The sequence below is a fragment of the Patescibacteria group bacterium genome (genome assembly GCA_024654625.1).
Classification (GTDB): domain Bacteria; phylum Patescibacteriota; class Minisyncoccia.
The window spans coordinates 1-14,563 of record JANLHB010000039.1 but is presented as its reverse complement, the minus strand read 5'-3'; the positions used below and the strand labels follow the sequence as shown (position 1 = coordinate 14,563).

Here is a 14,563-nt window from a genome sequence, read left to right as displayed (position 1 = left end):
ACTAATCAAATTTTATTTTTTGTCCAGGTTTTAATATTCCGCTTTTATTTTTTTCTTTAGGCTCGCCGGTTGCCGCAATTTCATTTAAGGCTTCTCTTAAGGCGCTTAAATTGGCACTCGCCTTTTGAGGATGGCTCCTTTGATCATGACTTCTATTCTTATTGTTAATGAGAACATTCTCTCCGGATTTTTCTTTCAAAGCATTTAGAGAGATGGTTGGCTTAACGTACTTTCTTTCATATGGCTTTTTGTTATCCAGCCTTTGCTCGATGCGCTTATCTGCGCTTAAAGCGAATACTGGCTTTTTCTCAAAAGGTTTGTCATCTTTCTTAGCCATTATAGAACCAGGTTTACTCAAGACAGTCGGAGCGCCATCTTCGTGCCATCTCTTTATCATATCCTCCACTGTCTTTCTCGGAATAGCATAATTCTTCCTAGAAGCTTCAATTATCTTATCTTTAAAAGAATGCTCCAGCTTCGCAATCGGCGGTAAGGTGGAAGCGGAAAAAGGTCTTGACCCCACTCCATTTATCATCAACCTTAGATAGATCTGAGTAAATCCGAGATTTACGATATCTTGAGCTATAAACTCAGGCGCAAACTCTTTCTCTAAAATATCGGCATCATAAGCTCCGACACGAAATACTATCATCGTTCCCACGTTTCCGAACACCGCAGCGTTAACCTCTTCTGACATTTGCTCTATATATTGATGCGCAATAGTTAAATTCAATTTATACTTCCTCGCTTCGGATAATATATCAGCGAAAGATTTATTGGCGAAAGATTGAAACTCATCAACATAAAAATAAAATTGAGGAAGCTTTTTAAGTTCTTCGCTTGATACGTCGGCGCGAGACATAGCGGCAAGATAGATTTTAGTGATAAGCATACTACCTAAGAGATTCGCATTCTGCTCACCTAACCGCCCTTTTGAAAGATTGATAATAATAATCTTTTTCTCGTCCATCAATTTGCGTAAATCAAAACTGGTCCTAGGCTGTCCGATAATATTTCTTATCAAAGGATTTGAAGTAAATTGACCTATCTTGTTTTGGATGGCCGGTGTCGCTTCCTGGGTATATCTGTCTGTATATTTGGCAAACTCATCGACCCAAAATGATTTGACCGTGGGGTCTGTGATATTATCTACAACCTTCTTTCTATACTCCTTATCAGCAAGCATTCTGTTGATGCTCATCAAAGTTGAGTTTGGGTATTCTAAGAGAGCGAGAAGCGTGTTGCTTAAGATGTATGACATTCTGGCAGACCATGCGTCAACCCAGATCTTCTCAAATGTGCTCATAAGACCCGCCACCACCAAGTGACGTTTGTCGTAACCGACATCTTCTAGCACATTAAAAGAAATAGGATACTCTGTATCAAACGGAGCAAAATAGATTACATCATCTATGCGATCCTCCGGCACATAATCCAAGAGGAGCTCGGCAGTCGCTCCGTGAGGATCTATAAAAGCCATTCCCTCGCCGTTTTGAATATCCTGCACCGCCATATTCTCAAGCATGGTAGATTTACCCATACCGGTCTTTCCTATAACGTAAACATGCTTTGTTCTATCATCGCGCTTTATACCGAAACGCTGGTGTTTATTACGAAAATTAGCTTCGGCAAAATAAGTAATATCTTTATTGTTCATTTAGAAAAATTATACCACATCTGTCAAGAACATGTAAAATTAAATATTTTATGTCAACCTGCCACGTTGACATAAATTTAAACGCCTCAATCCAAAGCTTCACGAGTATATGTATTACCTGCGTCCCATAACATCCAGCTAGTCAATCCGGTGTCATAGACGGCCTGTTTCTGCGCGCGGACCATCTCCGGGGTATAATGAACAGGATAATCATTGTCTTGAAGCCATGGTCTTAGCTTAAGCGGAGTTGACGATGCAGTGATAAGCCTTTTTACCGCTTCATCCATAGAGAACTTCACTATCTCATACGGATATAGATTCACATTTTGATACCCCATAAATCCTTTTGGGTAATGCGACGGATACACCATCGGTGCTATAAAATCAAAATATGGTTCGGCATATTCCAATATCTGCCCGATATTTAAATCATCTCTATTAGTTGTTGTCATTCCAAAAAGATCCGCTGATAATACCACACCGGTATCTTTCAGATTTTCGTGGAGATAGATAAAGAACTCTCTCAAGACCTTAGCCTTACCAAAATTTATATCAGCCAAAACTTCCTCCTCACTAAAAGGATAATACATATCATCCATGTTCCCATCTGACGGAAAACGTATATAGTCAAAATTAAGCTCATCAAAGCCGGCTTCGTATGACTCCTTGCTTAAGGTTACAATATAATCCCACATATCTTTAGCGCCTGGATCTATATAACTTATCCCCTTTCTGTCTTTCCACAAAAGAGATTTATCACTCTCTTTTTTAACAGCCAAACTTGGGTGGAGTTTTGCGTAATACGGATCTTGAAAAACAGTGACTCTCCCTACTACATAAATTCCTTTTTTGTGGAGAGAATCCACAAACTCTTTCATATCGCTGACATGGCAACCTCCTCCGCCAAACCCATCGAGAACAGGATCACCTGCCTTAAATGAAATCGTGCCTGTATAATCTTTTATATCTATCACTATAGTATTGAGCTCAGTCTCTTCTACAAGCTTCACCATTTTGCTTCGGATACTCGGCGTACCAGCCACGCAAGCTGTCATATATACGCCCTTCACCGCATCAGGCGTATCAAGATGAGTAGCAACAAAAGGGGCTTCAGTGCGCCAGTCAGGATCATTTATATCGCTATCCGCCAGATTGATCTCATCCTTTTCTACCGAAGCTATATTATTTGAAACATATTTAATCGGCTTGAAAAAATACGGTGAGGCAAAAAAAAGCAGGCCGAAACCTAACAAAAAAAATCCTCCGCTTAAATATATTTTTTTCCTTGCCATTATAATCAGATTTTAAATCAAATTTATCAAAAAAGCTAATTTAAAAAAATTTAAAATTATCGGCTTAATTTTACATAAACAGCCTCCAAGGTATTGCTAAATATCTATTTTTATCTATAATGAGATACCAAGTATGAATACATTAGCAGAACCAACAAAAGAGGTATCAATGGGAGTAATGGACCTTCTACTAAGGAAGGAGCCTGCCCTTCGTCCCAGAATCAACGAATTAATCGAAGGAAAGGTTATAGGAAAGGAACAATCTTCCATTTTTGTAGATATTACTCCTTTTGGCACAGGTATAATATATGGCAGAGAATTCAATAATGCCAGAGATATCATAAAGATCCTAAAACCCGGCGATTCTATAAGCGCAAAAGTGGTAGAAATTGAAAATGAAGACGGTTATATAGAGCTTTCATTAAAAGAAGCTAAACAAGAAAAAATATGGGCTGAAGTTGAAGAAACTCAGAAAAGCAACATCGCTTTAAATCTTACTGTTACAGACGCCAATAAAGGCGGTCTTATCATGGACTGGAATGGAATTCCAGGGTTCTTACCGGCCTCACAATTAAAACCTGATCATTATCCGAGAATTGAAGATGGCGATAAAGACAAGATTCTTCAAGAACTTAAAAAACTTGTCGGCACTAAAATAGCTGTCACTATAATAGGAAGCGATCAGAAAGAAGGGAGAATTATTTTGTCAGAGAAGAAAATAGAGTCAGAGGAGCTAAAAGAAATAGTGGAAAAATATAAAGTAGGCGATATTATAGAAGGAAACATAACCGGGGTAGTTGATTTTGGAATTTTTATAAAAATTGAAGAAGGACTTGAAGGATTAGCTCACATCTCAGAACTTGACTGGACACTTATTGAGAACCCGGGAGACCTCTTCAAAGTGGGAGAGAAGATAAAAGCAAAGATCATAGAGATAAAAGACGGCAAGATCTCACTCTCGGTGAAAGCTCTCAAGCCCAACCCATGGGAGAAAGCGAAAGACAAATACAAGAAGGGTGACATCATCAAGGGTGTTATCATCAAATTCAACAGGCACGGAGCGCTGGCAAGTATTGAAGAGGGTGTAGCCGGCCTCGTCCACATATCAGAGTTCGGTACAGAGGAAGAGATGAAGAAGAAGCTGGAACTTGGTAAATCATACGCCTTCCAGATAACTCTCTTTGACCCTAAAGAACAAAAATTGACCTTAAACTACGCTGAAGAAGGCAAAGCGATCACCGAAACAGAACAACAGTAAAACGCCTGCCTGCGCATACAGGAGGCAGGGCTCAGTTCTAAGACTAAACTTCTGTGCACCACTTCTGTGCACCACTCGGTGGTGCACATTTTAGTTAGTCTAAAATTCGCCTGAAGCCCATTCTTTCATAGCAACTTCCCATTCTTTCGGAGAACTATAAATCTCATCGAAAATATCGCGACTCACAAACGGCAAAGAATCTTCTCCTAAATATTCTCTCAAACTTGACCATTTATAATTTCTTAAAAAATTAATAGCATTATTCTTATTTTTAATCCCCTTTTCTTTCCAATTTTTCTCTGAACCCAAAAGATCAAGGGCGTTTAGATGAACATACAAAGAAATATATAATCGATAGGAATCATCATCTATGTGCTTTATCTTATAAGCACCTTGAAATAAATTTCCATTTCTTGAATACAATTTATTGAAATAATGAGCATAACCCATTTCTATTTTTTGCATAAACCTAGCTATTCCATTGCTTGCAACCTGTTCTAAAATTAAATGAAAATGATTAGGCAAAAGTGAAAAAGCATGAATTTTTACAAGGGGGTCGCTGGGGATGTTCTGATAAGCATCTTCCAGGCTATAACGAGAGATATTTCTATTCGGTGTATTTTCTGTATTAAAAAGTATTAGATTTACAATAAATCTTTCATAATCTTTTTTAGAAAGAAAAATTTTTCGTTTCTCTGTGCCACGATTAAAACAATGATATATTTCACCTCTAGCTGGAGTAAATTCCCTCATGATTCAATCATATCATAAATACCTAAACTGTGCACCACCGAGTGGTGCACAAAACAAAACAATTTAGGTGATAAAAGTCTGTTTATTTTGACTTTTTAAGACACAAATGCTTTTATGGGTACAGATAGCATATTATCAATAAAAATCGAAAGAAATAAGAAAATATAAAAAAGGAGGGTATGTCATGAAGAGGATAAAAAACAGGTCAGAAGAAATGCTAAGACAAAGAGCACAAGGACCATTCGGCAGTCGGTCACTTCCCACCAGCAACACATTTGGTCCGACTGAAAAAGATTTAAGTAGATTTCTAACTACCAGGGATCTTTTATCCATCTCTTGTGGCCTTTGGACAAAGAATGAGATTCTTTTTCTTTTAAGGAATAAGGAAAATAAACTAAACTTACTTATTGGGAAAAGGGAGACTATAATATCCTGCCCAAGCGAAAGAAGAGATGAACTTATTCAAATACTACAAGAGAAATTCCGAAGCCTGATATTCGAAGAAGATGGCAACCTTCGCTACATAGCTATGGGCAACGTCGAGGGAGTTCACGTTCTCTTGTGGCATGATAGTGGAAATTGTACTCTTATTATGCATTGTACCGAGACGACGTTTAAATAGATCATTGCCCAAAGCACTCAACGAACCTTACTAAGGTTCGTTGAGTGCTTTTTTTACAATTTTTACAATATTTTATGTTTTGCAATTGTGCAACACTAAGTGTTGCACAATTTAGTTTTTAGTTATACACGCTCATTGCCTTTGGGTAGCCTTCGGTGACTATCATCTCAAGCGCTTCGTGGATATTCTTAGAGACTTTTTTTATAACCTCAAGCTCCTTCGGCTTGAAATCACCGATGATGAAATCCACCACCTTCTTCTCCCCTTGCGGTTTCTTCACCTTCCCCTTCGGGGTCGCCGGTGATATGCCTACCCGTATCCTCACAAACTCTTTAGTCTTTAGAGTGCGGACGATTGACTCAACCCCCCTGTGCCCGCCCGAGCCACGGTTAAAAGAGATCTTGAAGGTGCCAAGCGCCAAGTCCAAATCGTCATAGATAACAATCAAATCTTGCGCCTTCTTTTTGCTCGTGATAACCAGCTTCAAAGAGAGTCCTGACTTATTCATAAAAGTCTCAGGGAGTATCACCTCCACTTTTTCTTTTCCCATCTTTCCACCCGACACCACAGCCTTTAACTTCTTATCGACTTTAAACTCTGAAAACTTTTCTTTCTTACAAAAAGATTCCGCAAGAATCCTGCCGGTATTATGTCGGCTACTTTTATACTCATCACCCGGATTACCGAGCCCTACTATATAATGCATCTACTGATTATATTATTTTTTTCTCACTTAAGCAAAACACCAGAGCACTCAACTACACCTTGCGTCAAGCGTAATTAAAGTGTATATTTATCTTAATGGAAAAAATTTTTGAACAAAGAGAACCTCAAACCGAAGACAATTATCAAGAAAATTCAAGCGAACTGAAAAATGAGAAAAATTCATTTTGGAGAGGCGTTTGGGAATTTACAAAATTCATATTGATCGCCCTCGTTATAATCGTCCCGATAAGAATGTGGGTCGCGCAGCCCTTTATCGTACACGGGCAATCTATGGATCCAACATTCAAAAACGGTGACTATTTGATAGTAGATGAAATATCGTATAAATTCACCAAGCCTAAAGAAGGTGACGTAATAATATTCCGCTATCCGAATGATCCGTCAAAATTTTTTATAAAAAGAATAATTGGATTGCCAAACCAGACACTGGAAGTGGAAGGTAAAACAATCTCAATGGAAAACGGTGAATACTTTGTGCTTGGAGATAATCGCAAGGCAAGCTCTGATTCGCGAGTATGGGGACCGGTTGATGAAAGTCTTATCATAGGCAAGGCATTCTTAAGACTATGGCCGATAACAACTCTAAATATGTTCCCCGGACAAGATGAAGAGACAACTAAAAGATTACTAACCAATTAATATTAATAAATTGATTTGATTATGAGCGCCAAAGAAAAAGACAAGAAAGAAATTTTCCAAACACCTAAAGGGATGAAAGACATCCTGCCGGAAGATTACGAGTATTACTCATTCATTTATGACAAGATAGGGAGTATCGCAGAGTATTACGACTTTAAGCCTATTCAGACTCCTCATCTTGAGAAAATAGATTTATTTACCGCGGCGATAGGAGAAACAACAGACATAGTGGAAAAAGAGATGTACACACTAAAAACAAAAGGTAAAGACCATTTGGCCCTAAGACCTGAAGGGACGGCCCCGATAATGAGGTCATATATCGCAAACGGCATGCAATCCAGGCCCCAACCCGTGCTTCTCTACTATAAAGGATCCTTTTTCCGCCATGAGAATCCGCAAAAAGGGCGCCTCAGAGAATTTCAGCAATTTGGCCTTGAAATACTTGGGGAAAGAAAAGGTGTCGCCGAAGCCACGATAATAAAAATATTTTTAACAGCCATACAAGAGCTCGGAGGGAAAGAACTTATAGTTCACATAAACAGCATAGGAGATAAAGAATGCCGTAATACATACAAGAAAGAACTTATCGCCTATTACAGGAAAAAGATAAATCATATATGCCGTGACTGTAAGAATAGAATCAAAACCAACCCATTAAGACTCTTAGACTGCAAAGAAGATAAATGCCAAGAGATAAAAAAAGAAGCGCCCAAAATGCTTGATTATCTGTGCCAGCATTGCCGAGAACATTTTAAAGATACCCTTGAGCTCTTAGACGCTTTTGAAGTGCCGTATATTGTGGACCACACGCTTGTGAGAGGTATTGATTATTACTCAAGAACAGTATTTGAAATTTTCCCTGGTCCGGTCCAAAAAGAAAAAACCGAAGAATCAGAAAATGGAAAAGAACAAAACACTAAGAACAAAGAAACTGTATCAGCTCTAGCCGCCGGCGGACGATATGATGAACTTGGGAAAATACTCTCCAAAAAAGAAATCCCGGCATCAGGCGGAGCGGTAGGAATAGAAAGGCTTATATCCTTCCTCAAAGAATTGGGAATAAAGCCTAAAGCAAAGAAAAAACCGAAAATATTTTTCATTCAGCTTGGGACATCAGCCAAATTTAAGGCTTTTGAAGTAACAGAAAAACTTCGCAAGGCAGGGATACCAATAAGCCAGTCTTTTGCCAAAGAAGGGCTAAGCGACCAGCTAAAGATTGCATCAAAACTAAATATGCCTTATGCTATAATCCTAGGGCAAAAAGAGGCCTTGGAGGAATCTGTAATCTTAAGAAATATGGATAACCGATCTCAAGACATAGTCCCTATTAGCGATATAGTGGAAGCCATTAAAAAGAAATTAAAATAATATAAAAATTTTAAATAATATGATTGAAGTAAAGAAAAAAGAAAAAGAAACTACATCAAGTGTTATAAGAAGATTTTCACGCAAGATGCAGCAATCAAATATCATCTCAACGGTAAAATCCTTAAGATATAATACAAGAGCCAAATCTGGCTTTAAAAAGAAACAGGATGCACTAAAGAGAATTGCTAAAAATAAGGTGAAAGATAGACTTAGAAAACTTGGAAAAATCAAATAACAAAAAGCGGAAGGCGTTAAACCTCCGCTTTTTGTTTACCGGCTAAATAATCCAGACTGAAACAGCCGGCAAAGAAAAGATTGATAAAAATAATTTGCTTGTATTGCGCTTTCGGGATATTCTAAGTATTAATGATAGATTTTTCTAATCTTACAAAAAAACGCCGTCCTTCCCTGCCATGGGAAGAAGTTAAAAATATGATCCTAAAAAGAGACTATAATCTTAGTGTGGTTTTTGCCGGCAATTCTCTAATGAAAAAGCTCAATAAAAAATATCGCAAAAAAGACAAGTCTGCGAATGTACTGTCTTTCCCGCTATCTGCTAAAGAAGGCGAGATATTCATAAACCTTTCATACCCGCATTCCTTTTCATCAAAAAAAACTATGGCTAAACAAAAAAAACGCGATAGGATTCTCCATCTTTTTATACACTCCCTTCTGCATTTGAAAGGATTCTCTCATAGTGATAAAATGGAGATTGAAGAAGAAAAATTTTTGAAAAAATTCAGATAAACTAAAAATAATTATGGCAAGAAATATAATAGCAGGCCTTGATGTCGGCACTTCAATAATAAGAATCATAATAACAGAACAAAGAAAGGGCGAGCCATCACCAAGAATATTGTCTTTTCATCAGTGTCCTTCAGCCGGTATAAAACACGGCTATATAACAGACTACAATGAAGCCGTAGTAAGTATTAAAAAATGCATAAGTGAAGCGCAAATGAAAGCTGGCGTAACTATAAAACAAATTTATCTTGGCATAGGTGGTATAAGCCTGGACTCTCTAAGGAGCAAGGGCAGTGTGATAATCTCCAGAGCCGATAGTGAAGTGTCAGAACATGATGTTAAAAGGGCCATAAGTCAAAGCGAAGATGAACTTCCCAACATAATAAACAGGACGATCCTGCATACTATTCCTATCAACTTTAAAATAGACGGAAGTACAATCTTCGGGAGACCAATCGGCATGAAAGGCAAGAAGCTTGAAGTAGAAATGCTTTTTATAACAATAATGACACAACACCTGGATGATTTAATAAGAGCTGTTGAAGAAGCCGGTCTTGCGGTAAATGATGTAACGGCATCCCCTATCGCTGAAAGTCATTTTATACTGAATAAAAAACAAAAAGATGCAGGGGTAATTTTAGCCAACATTGGAGCTGAAACTGTATCAATAGTCGTCTTTGAAGAAGGCGCGCCTATCTCAATGGCAGTTTTCCCTATCGGCTCGGCGCACATTACCAACGATATTGCGCTAGGGATGAAGATCCCGCTTGAAGAAGCTGAGGGAATGAAAATTAATTATAACGAAGAAGCCCCTCAAAGAAAGAAACTGGGAGACATAATAGAAGCCAGGCTTCATGATATCTTTGAACTTATAGACAACCACCTAAAAAAAATAGGCCGAAACGGACTTTTGCCGGCCGGCATCGTATTAACAGGAAGCGGTTCAAACCTCACAAGCCTTGAGGATATCGCCAAATATACACTCAAACTTCCAGCAAAAATCGGTCTTGCCACATTGTCTGATCCAAAAAAACCAGACGGCCAAAAACAACTAAACGATCTTGGATTTTCTGTCGCTTACGGTCTATGTATTATTGGAAACAATGAAAGTGATTATGCCGGAATAAGCAGTGAAATAACAAAAAAAACAAAAAACATATTGGTAAAATACCTGCAAATACTCCTTCCTTAAAGCCATTTGCATTATAATTTTTTTTTGGTATTATAAGTTCTATATATGGCTAGAGTAAAACCAGAAGTAGAGGCATTTGCCCGAATAAAAGTAATAGGAGTTGGCGGCTCAGGCTCAAACGGAGTCGACCACATGATAAAAAACAAAGTAAAAGGCGTTGAATTTATCACTATTAACACTGATGCTCAAAGCCTACACCACAGTCTCGCGCCGAAAAAAATCCACATAGGTAAAAACCTCACAAGGGGTCTCGGCGCCGGTATGAATCCTGACCTGGGCAGACAGTCCGCCGAAGAAACCAAAGAAGAGATTCAAGATGCCATTAAGGGAGCTGATATGATATTCCTTACTTGCGGTATGGGTGGCGGCACAGGCTCAGGAGGCGGACCCGTAATAGCAAGAGTCGCTAGAGAACAAGGCATATTAACTATCGCCGTCGTCACAAAGCCTTTTGCTTTTGAAGGAGCTCAGAGAATTGCAATAGCTGAAACAGCGCTCAATAATCTAAAAGAAGCCGTGGACGCAATGATAGTCATTCCAAACGATAAACTTATACAACTCGTCCAAAAAGAGACCACTTTCTCTTCCGCTTTTGCAATGTGCGATGAGATACTTAGGCAAGCCGTTGAAGGCATTTCAGATCTCATAACCATGCCCGGAATAATCAATGTAGACTTTGCCGATGTAAAAGCAATTATGCAAGAAGCCGGATCAGCCCTTATGGGCATCGGACGAGGCCAAGGAGAAAAAAGAGCGGAAGAAGCCGCCAAAATGGCGATTAATTCTCCCCTTTTGGATGTTTCTATCCACGGAGCAAAAGGCGTTCTCTTTGCTATCTCAGGCGGAGATGATATGACTATGCATGAGATACAAGAAGCTGCTAATATCATTACTGAATCCATAGACCCAAGCGCAAGAGTAATATTCGGCGCGCTTAAAGACGACAAACTAAAGAAAAACGAAATAAAAATTACTGTTATTGCGACTGGTTTTCCCGAAGTAACGATGAGAAAACCTTCTCTATTTCAAAACAACACAATAGAAACTTCTAAAGAAAAAGAAAAAAAGGATGATATTAAAGAAACTTTAATAGAAGACCCTAAACAAAGCGAATGGGACTCTGTTCCTGCTTTCTTAAGGAGAAGAAAGGTTTAATAATTTTAATAATAAATATGAAAAATAATTTAACAATACCCGTAGCAATAATAGTGGCCGCTGTTATAATAGGCGGCGCGGTAATTTTAACAAAAAATAACGGCACTGATTCCGGAAGTAAAACAAAAAAAGAAACCGGCTCCAACATCTCTATAAGACCGGTATCAGAAGACGACCATATCTTGGGAAACCCTGACGCAGAGATAAAATTAGTTGAATTCTCAGACACGGAATGCCCTTACTGCAAAGTGTTCCACGGCACAATGAATCAAATAGCCAATGAGTACGGCAAAGACGGAAAAGTAGCTTGGGTTTATAGACACCTCCCGCTTGATTCGCTCCATTCAAGAGCCCGCAAAGAGGCTGAAGCGACAGAGTGCGCTAGAGAACTCGGGGGAAATACCAAATTCTGGGAATATATCAATAATCTTTATTCAGTAACTCCGTCAAATAATAATCTTAATCCAAATGAATTGCCGAATATTGCCGAATCGATAGGATTAGACCGAGTGCAGTTTGAAGAATGCCTTTCAAGTGAACGGAACGCTTCAAAGGTTGAGGAAGACGCGCAAGAAGCGATAGCAAACGGCGGAAACGGCACACCATTCACTATAATAATTGATAAAAATGGCAACCAAATTCCATTTTCAGGAGCATATCCTTACTTTGAAGCGGATACTCGCTTCTTTGACAGTCTTCCTGTCTATGAACAAGAAATATTCTGTGATGAAAACAAGGCTTGCGGGATAAAGGTGATGATAGAAAATCTGCTTGCCAAATAAATAAACTCTACGGACTATAACTAAAAAATCCGTTCGTCCGCCAGCTGGCGGACGAACGGATTTTTTAGTTAGATTAAAAGAATTATTATTTTCCTTTATCCTTCTCTAATATGTAGTTATAAGCAGAAAGGGCCGCTTTTGCCCCCTCGCCGGCCGCTATGATACATTGCTTATACAAAGTGCTCGAGACATCGCCTGCCGCATATACACCAGGCACAGATGTCTGTGTTGTCTTGTGGTCTATCTCCACCTCGCCATATTCATTCAGCTTAACGAAATTATCTAAAAAATTTGTCGCCGGCACCCAACCGATATTTACAAATACTCCTTGGACACTAAGCTCATTAGTGTCATTGTCAGAAAGGTCTCTATACAAAAGCTTCTCTACAAAATTAACACCTTGTATCTCTTTCGTTTCAGCCCGAAGAATAAACTCCACCTTACCCGTCTTTTTAAGAGCTTCCACTGTCGCAGGATCTCCCTTTATATCAGCGCCATATTCAAGCACATAAATCTTATTCGCATATTTCAAGAGATCATTTGCCGACTCAAGACCGGAATTACCGCTCCCTATTACTGCCACATCTTTACCGCCAAAAAGTGGCGCATCGCAAGTCGGGCAGAAACTTACCCCCTTATTCTCAAACTCTTTCTCGCCCGGGATTCCTAATAGACGCGGACTCTTTCCCGTTGCGATGATGATAGTCCTTGCTTCATATACATCTCCTCCTTTCAAATGCACAACAAATTTATCTTTGCCGTCCGGATGAACATCAATCTTTTCCACTATCGCGCCCTCTTCTATGAGCACGCCGTATCTATCTACCTGTTCTTTTATCTTCATTGTAAGATCTTTGCCGGCAATGGTCATAAAACCGGGAAAATTCTCTATTCTGTCAGTTTTTAAATTTTGCCCGCCTATCTCTTTGGTTAAAATTATAGTTTTAAGTTTTTTACGAGCGGCATATATTGCCGCCGTCATACCGGCAGTCGCCCCGCCTATAATCACTACATCGTATTTTTTTTCTTCTGTCATATTTTATTATAGAAAAATTCAAAAGTTATTTTCTGTAGAATTTCCCTATCTGCCTCTTTTTGAGGCAGAATTCGTTCTTAAAGAAAATGAGTTTTTAAATCTTTCTGAATTACCTTTTAATTTATAAAAGTGAGCCTGGGAGGGATCGCCGTGCACCACTAAAGGGTGCATGGCGCCGTGTCCTACTGAAGAGGACACGGCGAACCTCCGACCTTCACAACCCGCCTGCTATAAATGTGAGCCTGGGAGGGATCGAACCTCCGGCCTTCACAATGTCAATGTGACGCTCTACCACTGAGCCACAGGCTCGCACACCAAAAAATTATACCAAACCACGACTCAAATAGCCACTTTTCAACGGCCAAGTCTTAAGAGGGTTTAGCCGTTGAAATTTGCAGGTATGATGGGAGTCGCCCCGCAGTTACTAATTCGCCATGCTCATAAGTACTACTGGGCGCGGCTCGCGGTTTCGCTCCGATGGGTCGCTCAACATCGCTCCGCCGTTCGACTCCCCGACGCGAGGCAAGAAGTTGCCTCGCTTAGGGTCATCACACAAAGTAAAGACCGCCCTTTCGGGGGGCGGATTACTTTGTGTGATGACCCTACGGGGAGTCGAACCCCGGTTACCGGCTTGAAAAGCCGATGTCCTAACCATTAGACGATAGGGCCAAATTGTTTTACTTAAATAATCTTTCGATCGCGCTTCTCTTCTTCCATGATTTTAACTGTTTTTCTCTCTTAAACGCAAGTTTAAATTCATCATATTCTTCAATTAATTTTATAGAGAACGGGGCGCAATTTTTTGTAGATTTTACTCTGCCATTTTTATGTTCTATTAACCTCTTCCTTAAATCTTTAGTCGAACCAATGTAATATGACTTATCTTTGCATTCAAGTATATAAACGGATGATTTCATGTTTGTTAATGTAATAACCATTAGTCCCGATATTGTCCAAATCTTCGATTTGGGTACAATATCGAGGATTCTCGATATCACGAACAAATTGGAAATTTGTGTGATATCGGAAACGATAGGGCCGTATTAATTAGTCGTTATATACTAGCTATTAGAAAAATATATCATCTTTTGCAAAAAATGTAAAAAGTGATAAGTTTTAAGCATGGAAGAGTGGCTGAGTGGTTTAAAGCGCAGCTCTCGAAAAGCTGAGGAGGAGTAATCCTCTCGTGAGTTCGAATCTCACCTCTTCCGCAACGGCCAATTTTAATACCTATAGAAACGGTATTAAAATTGGCCGTTGCGGTGTGTATTAAACAAAGTTCGAATGTATTTTGCTGATAATCCTGATGCCGACTAATCGCACGCGCGGAGCGCGTGGT

15 protein-coding genes and 3 tRNA genes are annotated in these 14,563 nt (G+C 39.2%); 10 read left to right on the top strand and 8 right to left on the bottom strand.

Annotated elements, in window-relative coordinates; genetic code table 11:
• Nucleotide 1 precedes the first annotated feature (1 nt).
• Both NUV40_04080 and NUV40_04075 read right to left on the bottom strand, forming a co-directional pair.
• The gene (locus tag NUV40_04080) at nt 2-1,657 is read right to left on the bottom strand and encodes a type IV secretion system DNA-binding domain-containing protein (protein ID MCR4343045.1); all 1,656 of its coding nucleotides are present in this window, start codon (nt 1,655-1,657) and stop codon (nt 2-4) included.
• A gap of 86 nt (nt 1,658-1,743) precedes the next feature.
• Nucleotides 1,744-2,949, bottom strand: a complete 1,206-nt coding sequence (locus NUV40_04075; protein ID MCR4343044.1) for a putative glycoside hydrolase — start codon at nt 2,947-2,949, stop codon at nt 1,744-1,746.
• Nucleotides 2,950-3,082: 133 nt separating this feature from the next.
• Here NUV40_04075 and NUV40_04070 point away from each other — a divergent pair, with 133 nt between their 5' ends.
• Nucleotides 3,083-4,207, top strand: coding sequence for a S1 RNA-binding domain-containing protein (locus NUV40_04070; GenBank protein ID MCR4343043.1), 1,125 nt, complete (start codon nt 3,083-3,085; stop codon nt 4,205-4,207).
• A gap of 99 nt (nt 4,208-4,306) precedes the next feature.
• Here NUV40_04070 and NUV40_04065 read toward each other — a convergent pair whose 3' ends face one another.
• Entirely contained in the window at nt 4,307-4,960 is a 654-nt protein-coding gene (locus NUV40_04065; protein MCR4343042.1) for a transposase, read from the bottom strand.
• 184 nt (nt 4,961-5,144) lie between these two features.
• Here NUV40_04065 and NUV40_04060 point away from each other — a divergent pair, with 184 nt between their 5' ends.
• Nucleotides 5,145-5,582 (top strand): hypothetical protein, encoded by a 438-nt coding sequence (locus NUV40_04060; GenBank protein MCR4343041.1) that lies wholly within the window; start codon nt 5,145-5,147, stop codon nt 5,580-5,582.
• A gap of 118 nt (nt 5,583-5,700) precedes the next feature.
• Here the strand turns inward: NUV40_04060 and pth are convergent, their stop codons facing one another.
• Nucleotides 5,701-6,288 (bottom strand): aminoacyl-tRNA hydrolase, encoded by a 588-nt coding sequence (pth, locus tag NUV40_04055; GenBank protein MCR4343040.1) that lies wholly within the window; start codon nt 6,286-6,288, stop codon nt 5,701-5,703.
• A 95-nt stretch (nt 6,289-6,383) separates the two neighbouring features.
• Between pth and lepB the strand changes: the two genes are divergently transcribed.
• The 7 genes from lepB to NUV40_04020 all read left to right on the top strand — a co-directional run bounded on the left by lepB (nt 6,384) and on the right by NUV40_04020 (nt 12,188).
• Nucleotides 6,384-6,947 (top strand): signal peptidase I, encoded by a 564-nt coding sequence (gene lepB, locus NUV40_04050; protein ID MCR4343039.1) that lies wholly within the window; start codon nt 6,384-6,386, stop codon nt 6,945-6,947.
• A gap of 21 nt (nt 6,948-6,968) precedes the next feature.
• Entirely contained in the window at nt 6,969-8,315 is a 1,347-nt protein-coding gene (gene hisS / locus NUV40_04045; protein MCR4343038.1) for a histidine--tRNA ligase, read from the top strand.
• A 19-nt stretch (nt 8,316-8,334) separates the two neighbouring features.
• Nucleotides 8,335-8,550, top strand: a complete 216-nt coding sequence (locus NUV40_04040; GenBank protein ID MCR4343037.1) for a hypothetical protein — start codon at nt 8,335-8,337, stop codon at nt 8,548-8,550.
• Nucleotides 8,551-8,681: 131 nt separating this feature from the next.
• On the top strand, nt 8,682-9,062 hold the full coding sequence (ybeY, locus tag NUV40_04035; GenBank protein MCR4343036.1) for an rRNA maturation RNase YbeY: 381 nt from the start codon (nt 8,682-8,684) through the stop codon (nt 9,060-9,062).
• A gap of 13 nt (nt 9,063-9,075) precedes the next feature.
• Nucleotides 9,076-10,251, top strand: a complete 1,176-nt coding sequence (gene ftsA / locus NUV40_04030; protein ID MCR4343035.1) for a cell division protein FtsA — start codon at nt 9,076-9,078, stop codon at nt 10,249-10,251.
• A gap of 45 nt (nt 10,252-10,296) precedes the next feature.
• Complete coding sequence (gene ftsZ, locus NUV40_04025; protein MCR4343034.1) at nt 10,297-11,406, top strand: cell division protein FtsZ; 1,110 nt, start codon at nt 10,297-10,299, stop codon at nt 11,404-11,406.
• Between the two features lie 17 nt (nt 11,407-11,423).
• The gene (locus tag NUV40_04020; protein MCR4343033.1) at nt 11,424-12,188 is read left to right on the top strand and encodes a DsbA family protein; all 765 of its coding nucleotides are present in this window, start codon (nt 11,424-11,426) and stop codon (nt 12,186-12,188) included.
• 85 nt (nt 12,189-12,273) lie between these two features.
• Here the strand turns inward: NUV40_04020 and NUV40_04015 are convergent, their stop codons facing one another.
• The 4 genes from NUV40_04015 to NUV40_04000 form a co-directional block, all read right to left on the bottom strand.
• Entirely contained in the window at nt 12,274-13,224 is a 951-nt protein-coding gene (locus tag NUV40_04015; GenBank protein ID MCR4343032.1) for an FAD-dependent oxidoreductase, read from the bottom strand.
• 237 nt (nt 13,225-13,461) lie between these two features.
• A tRNA-Val gene (locus NUV40_04010) sits at nt 13,462-13,533 on the bottom strand.
• A 288-nt stretch (nt 13,534-13,821) separates the two neighbouring features.
• Nucleotides 13,822-13,893, bottom strand: a tRNA-Glu gene (locus NUV40_04005).
• An 8-nt stretch (nt 13,894-13,901) separates the two neighbouring features.
• Nucleotides 13,902-14,141 (bottom strand): GIY-YIG nuclease family protein, encoded by a 240-nt coding sequence (locus NUV40_04000; protein ID MCR4343031.1) that lies wholly within the window; start codon nt 14,139-14,141, stop codon nt 13,902-13,904.
• Nucleotides 14,142-14,348: 207 nt separating this feature from the next.
• Between NUV40_04000 and NUV40_03995 the strand changes: the two genes are divergently transcribed.
• Nucleotides 14,349-14,435: transfer RNA gene (locus tag NUV40_03995), tRNA-Ser, on the top strand.
• Nucleotides 14,436-14,563 lie beyond the last annotated feature (128 nt).

Coding starts and splice junctions, on each gene's coding strand:
- NUV40_04015 (MCR4343032.1), bottom strand. CDS start 13,224: ATGACAGAAGAAAAAAAATACGATGTAGTGATTATAGGCGGGGCGACT.
- pth (MCR4343040.1), bottom strand. CDS start 6,288: ATGCATTATATAGTAGGGCTCGGTAATCCGGGTGATGAGTATAAAAGT.
- lepB (MCR4343039.1), top strand. CDS start 6,384: ATGGAAAAAATTTTTGAACAAAGAGAACCTCAAACCGAAGACAATTAT.
- NUV40_04000 (MCR4343031.1), bottom strand. CDS start 14,141: ATGAAATCATCCGTTTATATACTTGAATGCAAAGATAAGTCATATTAC.
- NUV40_04080 (MCR4343045.1), bottom strand. CDS start 1,657: ATGAACAATAAAGATATTACTTATTTTGCCGAAGCTAATTTTCGTAAT.
- NUV40_04065 (MCR4343042.1), bottom strand. CDS start 4,960: ATGAGGGAATTTACTCCAGCTAGAGGTGAAATATATCATTGTTTTAAT.
- NUV40_04070 (MCR4343043.1), top strand. CDS start 3,083: ATGAATACATTAGCAGAACCAACAAAAGAGGTATCAATGGGAGTAATG.
- hisS (MCR4343038.1), top strand. CDS start 6,969: ATGAGCGCCAAAGAAAAAGACAAGAAAGAAATTTTCCAAACACCTAAA.
- NUV40_04040 (MCR4343037.1), top strand. CDS start 8,335: ATGATTGAAGTAAAGAAAAAAGAAAAAGAAACTACATCAAGTGTTATA.
- ftsA (MCR4343035.1), top strand. CDS start 9,076: ATGGCAAGAAATATAATAGCAGGCCTTGATGTCGGCACTTCAATAATA.
- NUV40_04075 (MCR4343044.1), bottom strand. CDS start 2,949: ATGGCAAGGAAAAAAATATATTTAAGCGGAGGATTTTTTTTGTTAGGT.
- ftsZ (MCR4343034.1), top strand. CDS start 10,297: ATGGCTAGAGTAAAACCAGAAGTAGAGGCATTTGCCCGAATAAAAGTA.
- ybeY (MCR4343036.1), top strand. CDS start 8,682: ATGATAGATTTTTCTAATCTTACAAAAAAACGCCGTCCTTCCCTGCCA.
- NUV40_04060 (MCR4343041.1), top strand. CDS start 5,145: ATGAAGAGGATAAAAAACAGGTCAGAAGAAATGCTAAGACAAAGAGCA.
- NUV40_04020 (MCR4343033.1), top strand. CDS start 11,424: ATGAAAAATAATTTAACAATACCCGTAGCAATAATAGTGGCCGCTGTT.